We start from the raw sequence: 18,612 nt of genomic DNA, 5'->3' as shown, positions 1-18,612 counted from the left end.
AACTCCTTAGCTAAACTCGGCATTATCTGCTTCAACAGCGGCCTTAAGCTGTTCAAGTACATCTGGCATGGCACTCACTACTCGGCTCCAGGTTGGCATGAATGGGGTTTCCATAGGGTTATCTAAAAAGCGTTGCCCTGCGGTAACAATATTTTGCGCAAACATTTCAACGGCTTTTTCTTCTAAGTGAATATCTGTGGTTAAGCCGTTCATTAACGCATCATTATGATAGGTTTCAACATAATCAAGGGCGACACGATAGTAAGTGGCTTTTAATGTGCGAAATGATTCTGTACTAAATGTTTCCCCCTGGGTTGCTAATTTACGGAAAAACGCTTTGGTAATATCAATCGACATTTTAGATAACCCCGCCTCTTCGTTGTCGAGTGATAAGTCTTGATGTTTGTGATCATAATTGTCGGCAATATCGACCTGACAAATACGATTATGGGCATAGTTACGCTGCATTTCAGATAATACGCCAATTTCTAAGCCCCAATCACTCGGAATGCGTAAATCGGTCAGCACATCGCGTCTAAAAGAGAACTCTCCTGCGAGCGGATACCGAAAACTGTCCATGTATTCTAAATACTCGTTGTAACCGACCACTTTTTTAAGTGCCTTAATAAGCGGAGTAACTAATAAGCGAGAGACTCGGCCGTTAATTTTGCCGTCGGATAATCTGGCGTAATAGCCTTTACTAAATGCATAGTTAAACTGTGGGTTGGCTACCGGGTAGAGTAACCTTGCTAATAATGACTTTTCGTAGGTGACGATATCACAGTCGTGCAAGGCGACAGATTCAGATTTACCAGACGCTAAAATATAACCCATGCAATACCATACATTGCGGCCTTTACCCAATTCGGTTGGGGCTAATCCAAGCTTTTGTAATTTAGCATCTAGCGCTTGAAGACGCGGACCATCGTTCCATAAAATACGGTGATGTTGCGGTAATTCACCAAAAAAACTCAGCGCATGTTTATATTGCGCTTCATCGGCACGATCTAAGCCAATCACAATTTCGGACAAATACGGCACATCTTTAAGATTGGCCACAATGCCTTTTAATGCGTCGCCTTCTAACTCTGAAAATAATGACGGTAAAATAAGCCCTAGTGGACGCGTTTTTGCAAACTTTAGTAAGTCTTGCTCGAGTTCTTCGTGAGTGCGGCGGGTTAAGTTATGCATTGTGGTGACAATGCCATTTTGATAAAAATCAGCCATGTTAAACGCCTCCTAAAGACATTGATGTTGAGGGAGTTGCCAGTGTCGATGTTAGTAACGTTGCGGTAATACATTCAGCCCAACCTTTGGGGCCGCATTCCTGGCTTTTTATGGTGTGTTTTTTACTCAACACCGGGAAGTCATGGGTTGGTGATTTGATTTGAATCGCGATATCAGCGGCCTCTAACATGGCACTGTCGTTACCACTGTCACCTAAGGCGATTGTGGTTACCTCGCTTTGGTATTGTTTGGCATATATTTGAGCAAGCCAGTTCATGGCTTTGCCCTTATCGCTTTCACCGCCTACGTGTAAAAAGCGTCCACCTTGGAGCATATGCGCACCTAAAGATGTCATGTGTTTAATAAATTCTTGTTTACGCGCTTCATCGCCTTGCCACAATAATGGCTCCGAATAGTGTCGAACCAATGCTAGACGCGCCTTATCGGGCGCTAAATCTGTGACCTCACATAGCTCTTCAACACTAAATGATGAAAAACCAACATACTCATCTTCAAACTCAACTGCTTGTTGAGCGAGTAACTTAAGCCAATGTTCGCGCGGTGGGCAAAACTCTTTAATCCAGTAATAACCTTGCTCAAATGTGTCCTGAGGTTGCTCATTGAAATAACCAATAGGAATATAAACAGCTGCACCATTTTCTGAAATAAACGGTGAGTTAATCCCAATGGTTTGCTGTAATTTTTCCATTTCGGCAAAGGTTTTACTGGTATTGGCAATAATGGGAATATGACGTTCGTTAAGTGCTTCGATAACCTCAATGGCATGATTAAAACTGTAATCGAAGTGGTCGAGTAATGTTCCGTCAATATCAGTGAAAATGAGTGGTTTAGTTGTCATATCATGTCCCTTTATCATCATTGAGTGCTGAGTGAGCAAAGCTATAAAAGCGTTAGCGAGCGATGCCAGGTGGCTAGAAAGGTAAGCTTAGAAGCTCATTCGCTTTGCAGCTAACCTCGTTAACCTTCAAAACCATTAATAACCGGTTTAACGCGCTTTAATCGCTGTTTATTCACTATTTAGTCACTATCGTTAATCTTTTGTCGCTCGTCACTTTGCTTTGATTGTCTGTCATTACCTTTATAGTGAAGGATTCAGGATATGTGCCAAGCCTTAAAACATTGCACCCAAATGGTTCAATCAGATGTTAGCTACTGATATAAAAGGGATATTAAAAAGGTGAAAACCGATAATGTAAAAGTGGTGATTGGGTGTGAAGACGGAGAATTGTGCAACGATGAATAGTTCTTGCACTACTTTGGTGCGAATTGGTAAGTGAAAAAGTGCTGGGTGCTAGGAGTGTTGCTCAAACCACACGCCATACTCAAATGCTTGTATTGGGCCATAGAGTTACTCAAACAGCATGTCATCCTCGAGTGCTTGTATCGGGGATCCAGGTGTTTCTGTTGACTTAGATTTTCGATTTTAGGTCTTAGATTTTAAGATTTAACACGTAAGGACTAACACCTGGATTCCGGCTCATAAGCATTGCCGGAACGACGGAATAGTGGGCGGTGTTTGAAATCATGTAGTCATGGTTGCCACTCTACCCACACGCCATACTCGAATGCTTTTATCGGGGGTCCAGGTGTTGCTCACCGCCCGTCATCCTCGAATGCTTTTATCGGGGATCCAGGTGTTGCTGTTGACTTATCTTTAGGGTTTTAGATTTTAAGATTTAACACATAAGAGCTAACACCTGGATTCCGGCTCAAAAGCATTGCCGGAATAAGACGGAGTAGTGGGCGGTGTTTGAATACTCTAACAGCCCTAGTAGCGATCTAGTATTGAAATTAATATTGGTTTTCAAAGTAACTTTCGATGATCAATACGGCTGAAACAGCGTCAACCTGGCCTTTTGTTAGCGCTTTAAATCCGCCTAGTTCAAATAATCTCGCTTTAGCATCTGCGGTTGTAAGACGTTCATCTTGAGTGGCAATTTTCACTCCAAAGCGACCATTGATTCGGTTGGCAAATTTTCGTGCTCGTTGGGTCATTTCTTGTTCTGTGCCATCCATGTTTAATGGTAGGCCTACCACGACCAGATCTGGTTGCCATTCTTTTAGTAGTTTTTCGATATCATCCCAATTCGGGATACCGTCAACCGCTTTTATCGACAACAATGGCGTTGCACTTGCCGTAATGGCTTGGCCAATTGCGACACCAATACTTTTGGTGCCATAGTCAAAGCCTAAAACCGTTTGTGGGTGCATGTATTTCTCTTTATTTACTCGTTTTAGGAACTCGCAAGCTCGCCACTATTAGATTCTAGGTTCTAGGTTCTAGCAGCGTAGCGATACTATTATTAAGCATGGCCAACTTGACTCGACATTTGCCAGAAATCGAAGCCCAATGTTTGAGTCGCATTTTGCCACAGCTGATCATGGTCTACATTAAACAGTAACTCAGGAGAGGCTTTAATGGTTAGCCAGGTATTATCTGCTAACTCTTGTTCTAATTGATTTTTCCCCCAGCCGGCATAACCCAGGGCAATAAGAAAGTTGTCAGGAGATTTGCCCGTGGCAATTGAGCTGAGAATGTCGCGAGAAGATGTCAGCATTGAGTACTCACTGATTTCAACGCTATTAATCCAATTTTTTTGTGGCGTGTGTAATACAAAACCGCGATCGGGAGAAACCGGTCCACCCACTAAGACTTCTTCATTAATGGCAAACATATGCTCTGCAGAAGGATGAAGCTCCATTTGGTCGAGTAACTCTTCAACATCAACACCAATAGGGCGATTGACCATGATGCCCATCGCACCTTTGTCGTCGTGTTCGCAAATGTAAATCACTGAACGTTCAAAAAATGTGTCATCTAATGACGGCATCGCAATTAAAAAGTGATCTTTTAAGCTATCCATATGCTCTCCCAAATCGTGCTGTTAGCGTTTATCCACCCGCTAATTTCACGGTGAAATTCAATTTCTCTAATATGGATTTTACCAGTTCGCGATTGTCGGTTTGTACTTCAATGTTGAAGTCTTTCACTGTACCACCACACCCGCATTGTTTCTTGAGTTTTTGTGCTAATTCTTTTAACGCTTTTTCGTCTAGAGCAAGGCCTTTAATGACACTGACGCCCTTACCTTTTCGGCCTTTAGTGTCTTTGTGAATACGAACAATACCATCGCCACTTGGCACTTCTGCCTGAGCTTTAGGTTCGTCGATGCGCCCTTTGTCTGTGCTGTATACCAGCGAAATATTTGGATCTATTCTCATAATCGTTGTTTTTGATAACCGAAGTGTGAGTTTAACAAATCGTAAAAGCTGAGGCGAGGAGATAAAGCGAAAAGCCTGGGTACGCAACAGCCTAGAGCGCTGCGCTGCTAGGACGCTACGCGGCTAGATTCTATAAAATCAACAGACCAGCCGCGTCGCGGCCTAGGATCTTAGCAGCGTAGCTGTTCTAGCAGTGACGAAGTCACACCCTAGCAGCGTAGCGACCCTAGCAGTGACGAAGTCACGCCCTAGAAGCGAAGCGACCCTAGCAGTGACGAAGTCACACCCTAGCAGCGTAGCGACCCTAGCAGTGACGAAGTCACGCCCTAGAAGCGAAGCGCCCTAGCTGGACGTAGTCCGCCCTCTGGTGAGCTTGCGAGTTCCTAGGACCTAAATGAAAGGTTTAACCAGATTGGCCATCATATTGATATGGTCATCATTGTCATTTAAGCATTCGATGTAACGGAAGGTTTTGCCACCAGCATCTTCAAAGACATGACGGTTCTCGCCTTTAATCTCTTCTAGTGTTTCTAAACAATCAGCACTAAACGCAGGACAAATTACCGCAATATCGGTAATGCCTTTTTCTGGCAGGCTGCCGATGGTCATATCTGTATAGGGTTGTAGCCATTTAGCTTTACCAAAACGTGATTGGAAGGTAGCCACATATTCATCTTCACTTAAGCCAAGCTTTTCGACAACTAAACGCGTGGTTTTCATGCAGAAGCAATAATATGGGTCGCCAAGATGCAAGTTACGTTCTGGCATTCCATGGTACGACATCACTAATTTTTGCGGCTTGCCATTTAATTCAAAGTCTTTTTGAATTGAAGCGGCAATCGCATCGATAAAGTCGGGGTTATCATGATAAGTATTAATGAAATGAAGCGCGGGTAAATAACGCCACTTCATCATCTCTTTGGCTAGAGCATCAAAAGCGGAGCCGGTTGTTGGGGCTGCGTATTGCGGATACAAAGGCAGTACCACAAGATTATCAATACCTTGCTTGTGCATAGTTTGCAAAGTGGTCGCCACAGACGGTGAACCATAACGCATGGCTAAATGCACACTCACATCATGCCCTTCTGCCTGCAGCTGGTTTGCTAATTTGGTTTGTTGACGTTGGCTGATATCAAGCAATGGTGAGCCTGCTTCAGTCCACACTTGTTGATATAACGCTGCAGATTTGGCTGGGCGAATACGTAAAATAATGCCATGGAGAATTAACATCCACACTAACTTTGGAATTTCAACCACTCGTGGATCTGACAAAAACTCCGCTAAATAAATGCGTACTGCTGATGCGGTTGGTGCATCTGGCGTGCCTAGATTCATGATCAACACGCCAGTTTTACCGCGTGCTTTATGACCGGTGTCTTTATCTAATCCTGAAAATCTAGCCAAAATATCTTCTCCGTATTCAATCTAGGTGACATCAACAACACAAAATAACGTAAGGTTTTATGCAACCTTACTGATTTAAAATCTGCTTAGTGCTGGGTTAGGTATTTGTTAATTGTATCTTATTCTTTAAAAACAAAAAGAGCGCTAGTTATCGATTTTGATCGTCTTTAGCGCTCTTTCGATAGTGCGGCTGTTTATACCCAATCAACCTGAAGATGCTCGATTTCAGCAAGAGTTTACACGCGTTTAGGCAAGGCATTGATTGCGGATAATGGTCGTTCCCTTTCCAAAATCAATAACACAGCATAAACGCGTGTAAAACTTGCCCTTTGGGAGTTTCACCGTGTTCCCACTACGTTGTTGCGCTAATTTATAAGGTACCTACATTACTGCATTAACGCGCCTAGTATTGAAAACACGGTGAAGCTCTGAAACACGTCTCTTCAAGTTGATTGGGTATATAATACAGACTCTATCGCTTTTTTCATTTCTTCGCTGTCTGGTTTTACGCGTGAATTAAATTGTTGCACGATTTGTCCATCGCCAGAGACTAAATATTTATAAAAATTCCATTTAGGTGAATCACTTTTCTCGCCAAGGTATTTAAACACTGAATTTGCATTATCACCTCTTACCGGCGATGTCGCGACCATGGTAAAGCTGACACCATAATTGATAAAACAAACGTCTGCCGTTTTCGCTTCATCTTTTTCTTCCTGGAAAAAATCGTCAGAGGGGAAACCAATCACCACTAAACCTTTGTCGGCGTATTGTTTGTGCAGTGCTTCTAATGCGTCAAATTGCGGCGTAAAACCACAGTTTGATGCGGTGTTAACAATTAACACTGGCTTACCTTGAGTCAGCTCGCACAAATTGACGTTTTCTTTTGAATGTAATTTCCGCGCCTCGACATTGAGGTACTCTGGACAGCTTGCCGCTGACATAGCAAAACTTCCCGTTAATAGCGCGATTGCTGTAATGTACTTTATCATTTTGCCAGTCCTTTACTCAAATTACATCCAATAAAAAAGGTATTGATAATCAACTTATCAATACCTTAGCAGATTTCATATAACAGTACGTATTATGGCAATGTTAAGATCATTCGCGTTTAGAAATAAAAGCCCACATTGATGTTTAATCTTGAATGCCAGGCCGTGTCACCGTTGTCGATACCAACACCAGGGCCGTTTACAAAGTACATGTTTTTACCGGCAATCCAATCCACATAAGAATACAGTTTACCCGCCGTGATAGCACAGCCGGTTACGTTCTGTATTGAGTCATCTAAGCCTTGACCAGATGCCATCACCTGGCTGTAATCGTTATAACAGGTTAATTGAGTAATCGGTCCCCAGCTAACATCAAACGACTTAGCCACGTTAACGATTGCCACATCAGCTTCAGCGGCAATATCAGATTGATACTGGAAAGCACCAATCGCAATACGGTTGCTGTCTACGTCATAGTCGTAATGCATGTATTGAACTTGTAATTGCCATTTTTGCCAGTCGGCTTGCCAATGTGCAGCTGCTGCGATGCTGTCTGTGTCTTCACCGTTGATGTTTGCCGCATCAGCCATAAAATCTAACTGGCTAAACTGCAGCGAACCACCTAACTTATGAGACACCTCACCTGTGGTAAATTCACGTTCAATACGAGCGTTGATTTGGCCAGACTCTTCGTATGGAGAATCGCCTGTTGTTGCTACGTCAAACGAGTAACGGTCATAACGAGAGCCATCGCCGTATTCGTCATTGGCAAAATACGCTAAGTCATAACGCCAGCCATTTTGCTGATTTTTATAGTGCACACCAGCATCGTAATCATCTTCGAAACCAAGGTAATAAGCAGCGCTAAACCAAAATGAGTGAGCGGCATAAGGTAAAAAACCAAACGGCACTTGGGTTACGCCTACTTGAACTGATTGTGCATCATCAAACTGGTAACCCATATACGCATGATGGATAACATCCATATCTTGATACCAACGGTATTGAGCTGATGCAAATAAGCCATCTTTCGCTTTGTAATTGACGTCGGCACGGAACAATTCAAACTCTAACTTTGCATTGTTGTCGTAATCTTTCCAACCGTAGTTAATTCGTACCGCACCGCCGATATCTAATTCATCTGATACTTTTACAGCCGATGCTGAAAGAGAAAAAAGAAATAACGATGAAGCCAGGGTGGCTTTTTGCCATAAATGCATGAGGCATCCTTGAATGGTTAATAATATAATTGCTTAAACAGTGTTAAATAATAACAAAAAAGGCCACAAGTTGCTGCTTGTGACCTCTCATTGCGACATTTAATCGTGCTAAACGCTCAAAATATAACTAATCCATGTCTAGCGTAATGCCTTCCATTGACCCCGCAGAGGTAGCTTCGTTACCTTGCAGTTTAATCATTAAGCGTAAATCATTTGGAGAATCGGCGTGGTGCAATGCATCTGCATAGCTAATTTCGCCTTCGAGGTATAAATCTAACAAGGCCTGATCGAACGTTTGCATGCCCTGCTCACGAGATTTCCCCATGGTTTCTTTAAGAAGATGCAATTCGTTTTTGGCGATTAAGCTGGCCACACGTGGGGTATTGATTAACACCTCAATGGCGGCTCGACGCCCTGTTCCGTCTGATTTTGGGATCAGTTGCTGCGCAACAATACCGCGTAAGTTTAACGACAAATCAAACAGTAATTGATTGTGTTTACTTTCTGGCACTAAATGCATAATACGGTCAAGTGCTTGGTTAGCGTTGTTGGCGTGTAAGGTCGCCATACATAAGTGACCTGTTTCAGCAAACGATAACGCAAACTCCATGGTTTCCTGCGTTCGGATTTCACCAATTAAAATAACATCTGGCGCCTGACGTAATGAACTTTTGAGTGCAGCATCAAACGAGTCGGTATCGATGCCCACTTCTCGCTGAGTAATAATACTCTTGCGATGGTTATGCACAAATTCGACCGGGTCTTCAATTGTTAAAATATGACCGCGAGCATGCGCATTGCGATAACCCACAAGTGCAGCAAGCGAGGTAGACTTACCGGTGCCGGTACCACCAACCATAATGATTAAGCCACGTTTACTCATGACCAAATCTTTAAGAATGGCAGGCAATTTTAAATCATCAACTTCAGGAATATCGGTTTCAATGCGGCGCATTACGCAGCCAGCAGATTCTCGCTGCCAAAAAGCACTGACACGAAATCGCCCTAAACCTGATGCGGCAAAGGCAAAGTTACATTCACTGCTGTCGTGAAATTCCTTCTTTTGCACATCACTCATTAACGACTCAACAAATTCTAAAGACTGTTGCGGTGTTAATTTTGTTTCAGACAATTGACGTAATTCACCGTCTATTTTGGCACTGGGCGGAAAACCCGCTGTGATAAATAAATCCGAGGCCTTTTTCTCGACCATAATATTTAAAAACGGACGAACATCCATGATCCTAATCCTTAAAAATTAGCTTGTTTATTCGAGCTCTTATGCATGGCATCTTCACGAGTAATCAGCCCGCGATTCACCAGGTTTTGTAAACATTGATCGAGTGTTTGCATACCGTGCGCCATACCCGTTTGAATGGCTGAATACATTTGCGCGACTTTATCTTCGCGGATAAGGTTTCGAATCGCTGGGGTACCCATCATAATTTCGTGCGCAGCAACTCGGCCACCACCAATTTTTTTGATCAAGGTTTGCGAAATAACGGCCTGTAGAGATTCTGATAACATGGTGCGCACCATGCCCTTCTCGCCTTCTGGGAAAACGTCGACAATACGGTCAATGGTTTTAGCCGCAGAGGTGGTGTGCAAAGTACCAAACACTAAGTGACCCGTTTCAGCTGCGGTCATTGCCAGGCGGATCGTTTCAAGGTCACGCATTTCACCCACGAGAATAACATCAGGGTCTTCACGTAGTGCGCTTCTTAGTGCGGCATTAAAGCTGTGAGTGTGTTTATGCACTTCACGTTGGTTAACCAGGCATTGCTTATTTTGGTGAACGAATTCGATAGGGTCTTCAATGGTTAAAATGTGTTCATGACGGTTTTCATTAATGTAGTCGACCATGCCGGCTAGTGTGGTCGATTTACCAGAACCCGTTGGCCCGGTAACAAGGACTAAACCACGTGGATAGCTAGAGATTTTTTTAAAAATTTCCGGCGCACCCAACTGCTCTAATGACAAAATGTCCGATGGAATGGTACGAAATACCGCACCTGCACCTCGAGCCTGGTTAAATGCGTTAACACGAAAACGCGCTAAGTTAGGTACTTCAAATGAAAAGTCGATTTCGAGGTGTTCTTCGTAGTCTTTTCGTTGCTTATCGTTCATGATGTCGTAAACAAGGCTATGAACACCTTGATGATCGAGTGCGGGTAAGTTAATTTTTCTCACTTCACCGTCAACGCGGATCATGGGTGAAACACCCGCTGAAAGATGTAGATCTGATGCTTTGTGTTTTACACTAAAAGCGAGTAATTCAGTGATTTCCATTGTAGAGACATCCATTTAACCAACATTATGACAACAATAGCAGACAGAATATCAATCGCCCAGAGCAGAATTAACCAAGCGGCGCAAAATTGTTCGCGATTACCCAGCGACATAAGCTTGCTTGCGGTAAGTAAAACCAAGCCAATCAACGACATTATTGCAGCGTATGATGCAGGGCAACGCCAGTTTGGTGAAAATTATGTCCAGGAAGGTGAAACAAAAATCACCACACTGGCAACCGACTATCCCGACATCGAATGGCATTTTATTGGTCCATTACAATCAAACAAGACCAGAATCGTTGCCGAACATTTTGATTGGATGCATACCGTCAGCCGCGACAAAATTGCCCAGCGGTTAAACGACCAACGCCCCAATAATAAAAAGCCGTTAAATGTGTGTATTCAGGTCAACATTAGCCAGGAAGACAGTAAGTCTGGTGTGGATGCCAATCAGGTTGCCATGTTAGCGCTTACTATCAATCAATTGCCTAATTTAAGGCTGCGCGGCTTAATGGCTATTCCAACGGCAACAGCCGACACCCAATTACAGCAACAAGAGTTTGCCAATCTTAAAACACTGTTCGACCAATTACAGCAGCAATATCCCAGTATCGATACCTTATCAATGGGCATGAGCGGCGACATGGACATTGCCATTGCTAATGGTTCTACCATGGTGCGTATCGGCAGCGCGATATTTGGTGAACGATAAATCGAGAAGACAGATTCTAGGGTCTAGGAGCTCGCAAGCTCGCCTGAGGGCGGACTTCGTCCTTCTAGGTTCTAGGTTCTAGGTTCTAGGTTCTAGGTTCTAGGTTCTAGGTTCTAGCAGCATAGCGTCCTAGCAGTGACGAAGTCACGCCCTAGCAGCGTAGCGTCCTAGCAGTGACGAAGTCACACCCTAGCAGCGTAGCGTCCTAGCAGTGACGAAGTCACGCCCTAGCAGCGAAGCGCCCTTTTAGGTAACATATATAACAACAGAATATAAATTCACTCTATTTATTGGATGTAATTGAAATGACTCAAGCAAAAGTATGTTTTATCGGCGCGGGCAACATGACTCGCAGTATTATTAGCGGCTTAGTCAAACATGGTTATCCAAGTGCCCTTATCCACGCAACCAATCCCAGTCAAGGCAAGCTTGATGCATTAAAGCAAGATTTTGCCATTGAAGTGTCACACGACAATGCTGCCGCTGCACAAGCTGCTGATGTCATTGTACTGAGTGTTAAGCCACAGCTAATGGAAGCCGTTTGTGATGCACTAAGCCACCTAGATTTAGCCAATAAGTTAATCATCACTATCGCTGCAGGTATTCCCGCTGCGCGTTACTCGCAATATCTTAAGCAACCAATTAAGCTTATTCGTACTATGCCAAACACACCGACTCAAATTGGCTATGGCATGACCGGTATTTACGCTGGAGATGATATTTCTGCTGAGCAGAAAGCCATTTGCGAAACCTTAATGCAAAGCGGTGGCAAGGTGGTGTGGGTAGACAGCGAGGATGGTTTAAACCAAGTGATTGCTCTTTCTGGCAGTTCACCAGCTTACTTCTTCTTGTTTATTGAATCGATGATTGCATCGGGCGTAAACATGGGCATGGCCGAAGACAAAGCCAGATTACTGGCAGAGCAAGCGGCACTTGGCGCGGCGCAAATGGTGATTCAAAACCAACAACTGTCTGTGGCGCAATTACGCCAAAATGTGATGTCTAAAGGCGGCACAACAGCAAGAGCGGTAGAGACATTTCAACAGGGCGATCTAGGCGGTTTAGTCGATAAAGCCATGCGCAATTGTGTGGATCGTGCTGAAGAGATGGCTAAAACGTTTTAATAAATCGCTAAGCTTGATGATATAGAGTTCAGATGAAAGATTATTTATCTCTATGTAAAATGCTTAGTGATAAGATTATGACATGTAGTGTGACTACTAAAGTGAAATAGGCAAATGAGCCTTATCCAATTCAATGCTATAAATGTAAGGCAATATTCATGAATGCAATGGTTTTTTTGATCAACACGGTGTTTGATTTATACCTTATGGTAGTCATTCTTCGATTTTGGTTACAACTGGCTAAAGCCGACTTTTACAATCCGTTCAGCCAATTTGTAGTCAAGGCGACACAACCCATTGTCGCGCCAATGCGCCGGGTGTTACCGTCAATCGGTAGTATCGATACCTCATCCATTTTACTGGCACTTATCGTTGTTGTTTTAAAAATGTTAGTGCTTACTTTCATCGCAGGTGCCGGCTTTGATATTTTAACCATCTTGTTATTTTCTGTGGTATCAGTGCTTAAAAATGCGGGTGTGTTACTGTTTTGGATGCTGCTTATCCGCGCAATTTTAAGTTGGTTTAATCAAGGTTATAACCCAGTTGTGATGATTATGACTCAGTTAACAGAGCCCATTTTAGCGCCTGTACGTAAAATTTTACCGTCACTTGGCGGCTTAGATTTATCGGTGCTGGTGGTGTTTATTGCGATGAACTTCTTAAACATGCTTTTTGCACAGTACATTCCATTTTGGGCAATGATTTAAGCGATATCATTCTTCACTATCGCTTTACAACTGAATTTAAAAGAGCAGCTAATTGTTAATAGCTGCTCTTTTTATCTCTAAAGTCACAAAGTCAATACAGGACTCAATCATGTTAAAATCACTGTTACATTCACGCCGTATTGTTAGCGCGTTAATATTATCTATTGCTTGCATGGCAAGCGTTGCCCAGGCAGAACAAAAACAACAAGTGGGTAATTTTGATATTCACTATATGGCACTTAACAGCACCTTTATTACCCCAGAAATTGCCAAAACCTACGGTATCGCCCGCAGTGGTTATAATGGCTTAGTAAATATCACAGTATTAAATACTAACCAGGAAGGCAATCCTCCTGTCGCTGTTGAAATCTCTGGTATCGCCAACAACCTCATTGATGCGCGCATGACACTTGATTTTAAAGAGATCCGTGAAGGAGATGCAATCTACTACATTGCCGAAGTGCCTTTTAGGGACGATCAAGAAGTCAATTTTGATATCGCAATAAAATATGCAAATCAACTCAATACATCACTTAAATTTAAGCAAAAGTTCTACGTAGAATAATAAAGCGCTGCTAGAACGACGCTGCGCAGCTAGCAATGACGAAGTCACACCCTAGAACCTAGTAGCGCAGCGACCCTAGCAGTGACGAAGTCACTCCCTAGAACCTAGCAGCGAAGCGACCCTAGCAGTGACGAAGTCACGCCCTGGAACCTAGCAGCGAAGCGACCCTAGCAGTGACGAAGTCACGCCCTGGAACCTAGCAGCGAAGCGACCCTAGCAGTGACGAAGTCACGCCCTGGAACCTAGTAGCGAAGCGACCCTAGCAGTGACGAAGTCACGCCCTCTGGCGAGCCTGCGAGTTCCTAAAACCTAGAATCATAGCCGAAGAACCATAGTACATCGCAGCTTTGTTAGCGTATAATATGGCAAATTTTTACCTTAGGTCGACCAACTCATGCAATCTCCAACTCAACACATCGTGCTTGCCAGTGGCAACAAAGGCAAATTAGCCGAATTTGCGCAAATGTTTACCACTTACGGTATCGAAATGCTGCCTCAAAACCAGTTTAATGTGCCAGATGTTGCAGAAACAGGTACCACATTTGTTGAAAATGCCATTATTAAAGCGCGCCATGCGGCTGAAATAACAGGAAAACCTGCAATAGCAGATGATTCAGGCATCGAGGTCGACGCATTACAAGGACAACCAGGTATCTATTCTGCCCGCTATTCAGGCGCTGGCGCCACAGAAACCAGCAATTACCTTAAGCTGTTAGATGCACTAACCGGTGAAACTCAACGCTCTGCTCGTTTTCAATGCGTATTGGTTTATATGCGCCACGCTAAAGATCCGTCGCCAATTATTTGCCAGGCCGCCTGGGAAGGCAGTATTAACTTAACGCCCCAGGGCGAGCAAGGCCATGGTTACGATCCTGTGTTTATACCACAAGGTTTTGATTGCAGTGCTGCAGAGCTTACCAGCGAGCAAAAAAATACCCACAGCCATCGCGGTAAGGCGCTTGAGCTATTAATTAACGCCATGAAGGCTCAAGGCTTGATTCAGTCGCAAGATTCACAAAGCTTAAATGGCGGCCAATAAATGACTTTACAACTGCCACCGTTAAGTTTGTATGTGCATATCCCATGGTGCGTCCAGAAATGTCCTTATTGTGACTTTAACTCCCATGGCCAAAATGGCGAGCTACCGCAGCAAGAATATGTAGATGCATTGTTAGCCGATCTGCAGGCCGATTTAGCTTACGTACAAGGCCGTAAAATACACACTATTTTTATCGGTGGTGGAACCCCGTCCTTGTTTGACGCCAGTCAAATTCAACGTTTTCTTGAGGGGGCTAATGCATTAATTCCATTTGAAGATGATATTGAAATTACGATGGAAGCAAACCCTGGTACGCTTGAGCATGATGACTTTAGTGCTTATCGAGCAGCTGGAGTGACAAGACTATCAATTGGGGTACAAAGTTTTTCTAAAGAAAAGCTTAATTTACTGGGTCGTATCCATAACGAAGATGAAGCGAAAGTGGCAGCGCAAAAAGCCAAACAAGCTAACTATTTAAGTTTTAATCTCGACTTAATGCATGGCCTACCGAACCAAAGCTTTGATGAAGCCATGCACGATATCGATACCGCGACAGCTTTAGCACCACCGCATTTATCTTGGTATCAACTCACTATTGAGCCAAACACCTTGTTCCATTCAAAACCACCACAGCTGCCAGACGATGAAAACCTGTGGCAAATATACGAACAAGGGCAAAAAAAGCTTGCTGCATTAGGTTACGAGCAATATGAAATTTCTGCTTATGCCAAACCAGGTTATCAATGCCGACATAATTTGAACTACTGGCAATTTGGCGATTACCTGGGCGTAGGCTGTGGCGCACACGGTAAAGTCACCTTACCTGAGCAAAATCGGATTATCAGAACCGTTAAAATTAAGCATCCTAAAGGCTACCTTGCCGCAGAAAACTACACGTTTGAAACATCTGATGTGATAGAAGAAGACCGCCCCTTAGAATACTTGATGAATCGCTTAAGGCTGATGACTCCCATTGCAAAAACCGAATTTGAGCAACGTACTGGGCAATCTGCAGATGTGGTTAACACTGGCATGAAAAAGTCGATAGAAAGGGGCTTATTAACAGAAACTGACAGCCACTGGCAACTTACACCAAAGGGGCACATGTTTGTGAACGACTTACTGTCGCAATTTATTTAACCCTCAAACTAGTTTGCGCGACTGTTGGTACCAAAGTTTGCACCAAGATTTGTGCTACCCGTTTGTGCTACTGTTTGTGTTAAATGCGCCCATACGCATTGAGCGGTGGGCACGTTTCTCACCTTATATTATTTGTACTTTTTACTTGTGCTCTCAATAACAAAATACACACTTTCTAACATTTCAATTAACACATTAAGTGAAACCTTGATTAGGATATCCCCCTATAATTGGGTACTTTAGGAAGATATCGATGTCTATCAAAACAAAAACGACTATTATTGCCGTGGCACTTTCAAGCTTATTTAGCACAGCAACTATTGCTCACTCGCACACCACAGCCCCATTAACCCAACAAGAAACCAAGACTGTTGCTCTTAATAGCGAGTCAGAAAAAGCCAACGCATTGTTTGAAGATATCTTCATGGAAAACGTTATGTCTAACCCAGTCAATCAAACCTACCTGGGTATCAAAAAAGACTACGGCAAGTGGAACGACTTGTCAGAAGCCGCAGCAGACGCCGATCTTGAACGCGCTAAAAAGCAACTCGCGCAACTCAATGCCTTAGATGTTAAGCAACTCGATGAGCAAACCGCATTAAGTTATGAGTTATTACATGCACGCCTAGAGCAAGCCATTGCTGACGATAAATGGCGCTACCATACCTACCCAATGAACCAAATGTATGGCGTGCACTCAATGGTGGCAGCCATCCTAATTAATCAACATCAAATTACCGATGAAAGCGATGCTAAGGCTTATATTAGCCGTCTGAATGCCACTGAAACTTTGTTAGCTCAACTAGAGGCGGCATTAGAGCTTCGTGCAGAAAAACAGATTATTGCACCTAAGTTTGTGTTTGCTTATGTGATGGCAGACAGTAAAAATATTATTTCAGGTGTCCCGTTTACCGACACAGGTAAAGACAATGCGCTTTGGGCAGATGCCAACCGTAAAATAGCTAAACTCGACATCAGCGAAGATAAGAAACAAGCTTTATTAGCTGAAGTGAAACAGGCATTGCTCACCAAAGTAAAACCTGCATATGAACAATTAATCGCTTACACCAAAACACTGGAAGCGCGCGCTGATGATCGTGATGGTGCCTGGAAGTTACCAAACGGTGAAGCCTTTTTTAATAACGCGCTTGCGCGCACAACCACCACAGACATGACAGCGGATGAGATCCACTCACTTGGCCTTGCTGAGGTGAAGCGTATTCATGATGAGATGCGTATCATTATGAAAAAAGTCGACTTCTCTGGCACTTTGCCTGAGTTTTTCACTTTTATGCGCGATGACAAACAATTTTATTATCCAGACACTAAAGCAGGCCAGCAAGCTTATTTAACAGAAGCAAAAGCGTTAATCGACAACATGGAGTCGCGTTTAGACGAAGTCTTTAAAGTTAAACCTAAAGCAGCATTATTGGTTAAACAAGTTGAGTCTTTCCGTGAAAAATCTGCGGGTAAAGCGTTTTATGACCAGCCAGCCCCAGATGGTTCACGCCCTGGGATCTATTATGCCAACTTATATAAGATGGCTGCTATGCCAAAATATCAAATGGAAGCATTGGCTTATCATGAAGGTATTCCAGGTCACCATATGCAGATAGCTAAAGCACAAGAGCTGCAAGGCATCCCTCAGTTTCGTAAATTTAACGGCTACACAGCCTATGTTGAAGGCTGGGGATTGTATTCTGAGTATTTCCCTAAAGAAATGGGCCTATATGCTGATCCGTATTCAGACTTCGGCCGATTATCAATGGAATTATGGCGCGCATGTCGCCTAGTGGTTGATACCGGGATCCACACTAAAAAATGGAACCGTGAGCAAGCGATTGCTTATTACGTTGAAAACACGCCAAATGCTGAGTCTGATGCCATAAAAATGGTAGAGCGTCATATTGTGATGCCATCTCAAGCGACCGCATACAAAGTGGGTATGATTAAAATTCTGTCATTACGCGAACAGGCGAAAAAACAGCTTGGGGATAAATTTGATATCCGCGAGTTTCATAACGTGGTGTTACGAAATGGCCCATTGCCGCTCGATGTACTCGAAGAGCAAGTCAACAAATGGGTTAAGCAAGTCAAAGCGGTCTAATACTACGTTAGACTCAGCAAGAGTTTAAAAGGGCTTAAACAAGGCGCATGACTGAATAAGTAGTTCTCTTTCAAAATCATGCAGCGCACTAATACTTCGCAGTATAAGCCCTAAACGTAAACCGTTTTATTTTATACCAATTCCACTAATTATCTGGTCATTCAGCGGGAATTCTGTGTCTTCTAGGCAAGTAATAGAATTGAAGGCATAGTTGCTCTCGGCAACTGCTCCTGCGTTGCTCTACCTCCTGCATCCATGCAGTCGTACGTCAAAATGCTATTAAGCAGCATAGAAGGCACAGAAACCCGCCTTGCAGGAGGAACTCAGACCGTTCATTTCTTTGTTGCATCGTCTTAGAAGGGAATAACCATTATTACAACAATGCGCCTCAAACTGAGCAATCTGAGTGACTCTGATTGGTCACATAATTAATGGAAATGGTATTGTTTATTGACCAAACAAAAATGCAGCAACCTGAGGTTGCTGCATTTTTATTACGTTGACATAATTTGAAACCAAAGCACAAAAAAATAACCCCAGATCAATGCCTGGGGTAACCAAATAACTAGGATGATGGTTTCAAAGCCGACATGGTTTTAGTTTGAAACAAACAATTGTCAGCACTGATTCAAAATTTGCTTAGTTGCCGATTTGGGCCTCAACTGAAAAGGGGTCATTTCTCAGAAAACGCATGTTCAAATCATTCTGAATCAACTACATTCTATTGTATTGAAATAAGAACAGAGTGCAACAGCAACCACGGCAACAATTAGTAAGTCATTGATTAGTTATACGCTAAACAACTAAACAATGAATAACTCAAGCAATTGATAAATATAAA

The 18,612-nt window shown here is 43.2% G+C and carries 17 protein-coding genes; 7 read left to right on the top strand and 10 right to left on the bottom strand.

Annotation, left to right across the window (positions count from 1 at the left end):
• Positions 1-6 precede the first annotated feature (6 nt).
• The 10 genes from GQA99_RS06735 to GQA99_RS06690 all read right to left on the bottom strand — a co-directional run bounded on the left by GQA99_RS06735 (position 7) and on the right by GQA99_RS06690 (position 10,375).
• Positions 7-1,227 carry a glycosyltransferase family protein gene (locus GQA99_RS06735; protein WP_160053120.1) on the bottom strand — a complete coding sequence of 407 codons (1,221 nt, stop codon included), beginning with the start codon at positions 1,225-1,227 and terminating at the stop codon, positions 7-9.
• 1 nt (position 1,228) lies between these two features.
• Positions 1,229-2,086, bottom strand: coding sequence for an HAD-IIB family hydrolase (locus GQA99_RS06730; protein ID WP_160053119.1), 858 nt, complete (start codon positions 2,084-2,086; stop codon positions 1,229-1,231).
• 953 nt (positions 2,087-3,039) lie between these two features.
• Positions 3,040-3,459 (bottom strand): Holliday junction resolvase RuvX, encoded by a 420-nt coding sequence (gene ruvX / locus GQA99_RS06725; RefSeq protein ID WP_160053118.1) that lies wholly within the window; start codon positions 3,457-3,459, stop codon positions 3,040-3,042.
• A 92-nt stretch (positions 3,460-3,551) separates the two neighbouring features.
• A complete protein-coding gene (locus GQA99_RS06720; RefSeq protein WP_160053117.1) occupies positions 3,552-4,112 on the bottom strand; it encodes a YqgE/AlgH family protein in 561 nt (186 codons plus the stop codon).
• Between the two features lie 28 nt (positions 4,113-4,140).
• Positions 4,141-4,470, bottom strand: a complete 330-nt coding sequence (gene yciH / locus GQA99_RS06715; protein ID WP_160053116.1) for a stress response translation initiation inhibitor YciH — start codon at positions 4,468-4,470, stop codon at positions 4,141-4,143.
• Between the two features lie 390 nt (positions 4,471-4,860).
• Positions 4,861-5,874 carry a ferrochelatase gene (gene hemH, locus GQA99_RS06710; protein ID WP_160053115.1) on the bottom strand — a complete coding sequence of 338 codons (1,014 nt, stop codon included), beginning with the start codon at positions 5,872-5,874 and terminating at the stop codon, positions 4,861-4,863.
• Between the two features lie 443 nt (positions 5,875-6,317).
• On the bottom strand, positions 6,318-6,866 hold the full coding sequence (locus GQA99_RS06705) for a glutathione peroxidase (protein WP_160053114.1): 549 nt from the start codon (positions 6,864-6,866) through the stop codon (positions 6,318-6,320).
• A gap of 119 nt (positions 6,867-6,985) precedes the next feature.
• Entirely contained in the window at positions 6,986-8,086 is a 1,101-nt protein-coding gene (locus GQA99_RS06700; RefSeq protein ID WP_160053113.1) for a putative porin, read from the bottom strand.
• Between the two features lie 127 nt (positions 8,087-8,213).
• Positions 8,214-9,326, bottom strand: a complete 1,113-nt coding sequence (locus GQA99_RS06695) for a PilT/PilU family type 4a pilus ATPase (protein WP_160053112.1) — start codon at positions 9,324-9,326, stop codon at positions 8,214-8,216.
• 11 nt (positions 9,327-9,337) lie between these two features.
• Positions 9,338-10,375 carry a type IV pilus twitching motility protein PilT gene (locus tag GQA99_RS06690; protein ID WP_160053111.1) on the bottom strand — a complete coding sequence of 346 codons (1,038 nt, stop codon included), beginning with the start codon at positions 10,373-10,375 and terminating at the stop codon, positions 9,338-9,340.
• 27 nt (positions 10,376-10,402) lie between these two features.
• Here GQA99_RS06690 and GQA99_RS06685 point away from each other — a divergent pair, with 27 nt between their 5' ends.
• The 7 genes from GQA99_RS06685 (at position 10,403) to GQA99_RS06655 (ending at position 17,771) form a co-directional block, all read left to right on the top strand.
• Complete coding sequence (locus GQA99_RS06685) at positions 10,403-11,089, top strand: YggS family pyridoxal phosphate-dependent enzyme (protein ID WP_160053110.1); 687 nt, start codon at positions 10,403-10,405, stop codon at positions 11,087-11,089.
• A gap of 305 nt (positions 11,090-11,394) precedes the next feature.
• Positions 11,395-12,213 carry a pyrroline-5-carboxylate reductase gene (proC, locus tag GQA99_RS06680; RefSeq protein WP_160053109.1) on the top strand — a complete coding sequence of 273 codons (819 nt, stop codon included), beginning with the start codon at positions 11,395-11,397 and terminating at the stop codon, positions 12,211-12,213.
• Positions 12,214-12,371: 158 nt separating this feature from the next.
• Complete coding sequence (locus GQA99_RS06675) at positions 12,372-12,920, top strand: YggT family protein (protein ID WP_160053108.1); 549 nt, start codon at positions 12,372-12,374, stop codon at positions 12,918-12,920.
• Between the two features lie 172 nt (positions 12,921-13,092).
• On the top strand, positions 13,093-13,485 hold the full coding sequence (locus GQA99_RS06670; protein WP_373291412.1) for a DUF4426 domain-containing protein: 393 nt from the start codon (positions 13,093-13,095) through the stop codon (positions 13,483-13,485).
• A gap of 394 nt (positions 13,486-13,879) precedes the next feature.
• Entirely contained in the window at positions 13,880-14,524 is a 645-nt protein-coding gene (rdgB, locus tag GQA99_RS06665; protein ID WP_160053106.1) for an RdgB/HAM1 family non-canonical purine NTP pyrophosphatase, read from the top strand.
• Complete coding sequence (gene hemW / locus GQA99_RS06660) at positions 14,525-15,664, top strand: radical SAM family heme chaperone HemW (RefSeq protein WP_160053105.1); 1,140 nt, start codon at positions 14,525-14,527, stop codon at positions 15,662-15,664.
• A 253-nt stretch (positions 15,665-15,917) separates the two neighbouring features.
• Complete coding sequence (locus GQA99_RS06655; RefSeq protein WP_160053104.1) at positions 15,918-17,771, top strand: DUF885 domain-containing protein; 1,854 nt, start codon at positions 15,918-15,920, stop codon at positions 17,769-17,771.
• Positions 17,772-18,612 lie beyond the last annotated feature (841 nt).

The organism is Shewanella litoralis, assembly GCF_009828585.1.
Lineage (GTDB): Bacteria > Pseudomonadota > Gammaproteobacteria > Enterobacterales > Shewanellaceae > Shewanella > Shewanella litoralis.
The sequence above is the reverse complement of the archived record's forward strand: the minus strand, read 5'-3'. Positions and strand labels throughout refer to the sequence as shown.

What these genes read in the sequence shown, in the direction of transcription:
- GQA99_RS06655 (WP_160053104.1), top strand. Translation starts at nt 15,918, where the DNA reads ATGTCTATCAAAACAAAAACGACTATTATTGCCGTGGCACTTTCAAGC.
- GQA99_RS06735 (WP_160053120.1), bottom strand. Translation starts at nt 1,227, where the DNA reads ATGGCTGATTTTTATCAAAATGGCATTGTCACCACAATGCATAACTTA.
- GQA99_RS06730 (WP_160053119.1), bottom strand. Translation starts at nt 2,086, where the DNA reads ATGACAACTAAACCACTCATTTTCACTGATATTGACGGAACATTACTC.
- GQA99_RS06670 (WP_373291412.1), top strand. Translation starts at nt 13,093, where the DNA reads ATGGCAAGCGTTGCCCAGGCAGAACAAAAACAACAAGTGGGTAATTTT.
- GQA99_RS06675 (WP_160053108.1), top strand. Translation starts at nt 12,372, where the DNA reads ATGAATGCAATGGTTTTTTTGATCAACACGGTGTTTGATTTATACCTT.
- GQA99_RS06700 (WP_160053113.1), bottom strand. Translation starts at nt 8,086, where the DNA reads ATGCATTTATGGCAAAAAGCCACCCTGGCTTCATCGTTATTTCTTTTT.
- GQA99_RS06720 (WP_160053117.1), bottom strand. Translation starts at nt 4,112, where the DNA reads ATGGATAGCTTAAAAGATCACTTTTTAATTGCGATGCCGTCATTAGAT.
- GQA99_RS06690 (WP_160053111.1), bottom strand. Translation starts at nt 10,375, where the DNA reads ATGGAAATCACTGAATTACTCGCTTTTAGTGTAAAACACAAAGCATCA.
- proC (WP_160053109.1), top strand. Translation starts at nt 11,395, where the DNA reads ATGACTCAAGCAAAAGTATGTTTTATCGGCGCGGGCAACATGACTCGC.
- GQA99_RS06685 (WP_160053110.1), top strand. Translation starts at nt 10,403, where the DNA reads ATGACAACAATAGCAGACAGAATATCAATCGCCCAGAGCAGAATTAAC.
- GQA99_RS06695 (WP_160053112.1), bottom strand. Translation starts at nt 9,326, where the DNA reads ATGGATGTTCGTCCGTTTTTAAATATTATGGTCGAGAAAAAGGCCTCG.
- ruvX (WP_160053118.1), bottom strand. Translation starts at nt 3,459, where the DNA reads ATGCACCCACAAACGGTTTTAGGCTTTGACTATGGCACCAAAAGTATT.
- yciH (WP_160053116.1), bottom strand. Translation starts at nt 4,470, where the DNA reads ATGAGAATAGATCCAAATATTTCGCTGGTATACAGCACAGACAAAGGG.
- hemW (WP_160053105.1), top strand. Translation starts at nt 14,525, where the DNA reads ATGACTTTACAACTGCCACCGTTAAGTTTGTATGTGCATATCCCATGG.
- GQA99_RS06705 (WP_160053114.1), bottom strand. Translation starts at nt 6,866, where the DNA reads ATGATAAAGTACATTACAGCAATCGCGCTATTAACGGGAAGTTTTGCT.
- rdgB (WP_160053106.1), top strand. Translation starts at nt 13,880, where the DNA reads ATGCAATCTCCAACTCAACACATCGTGCTTGCCAGTGGCAACAAAGGC.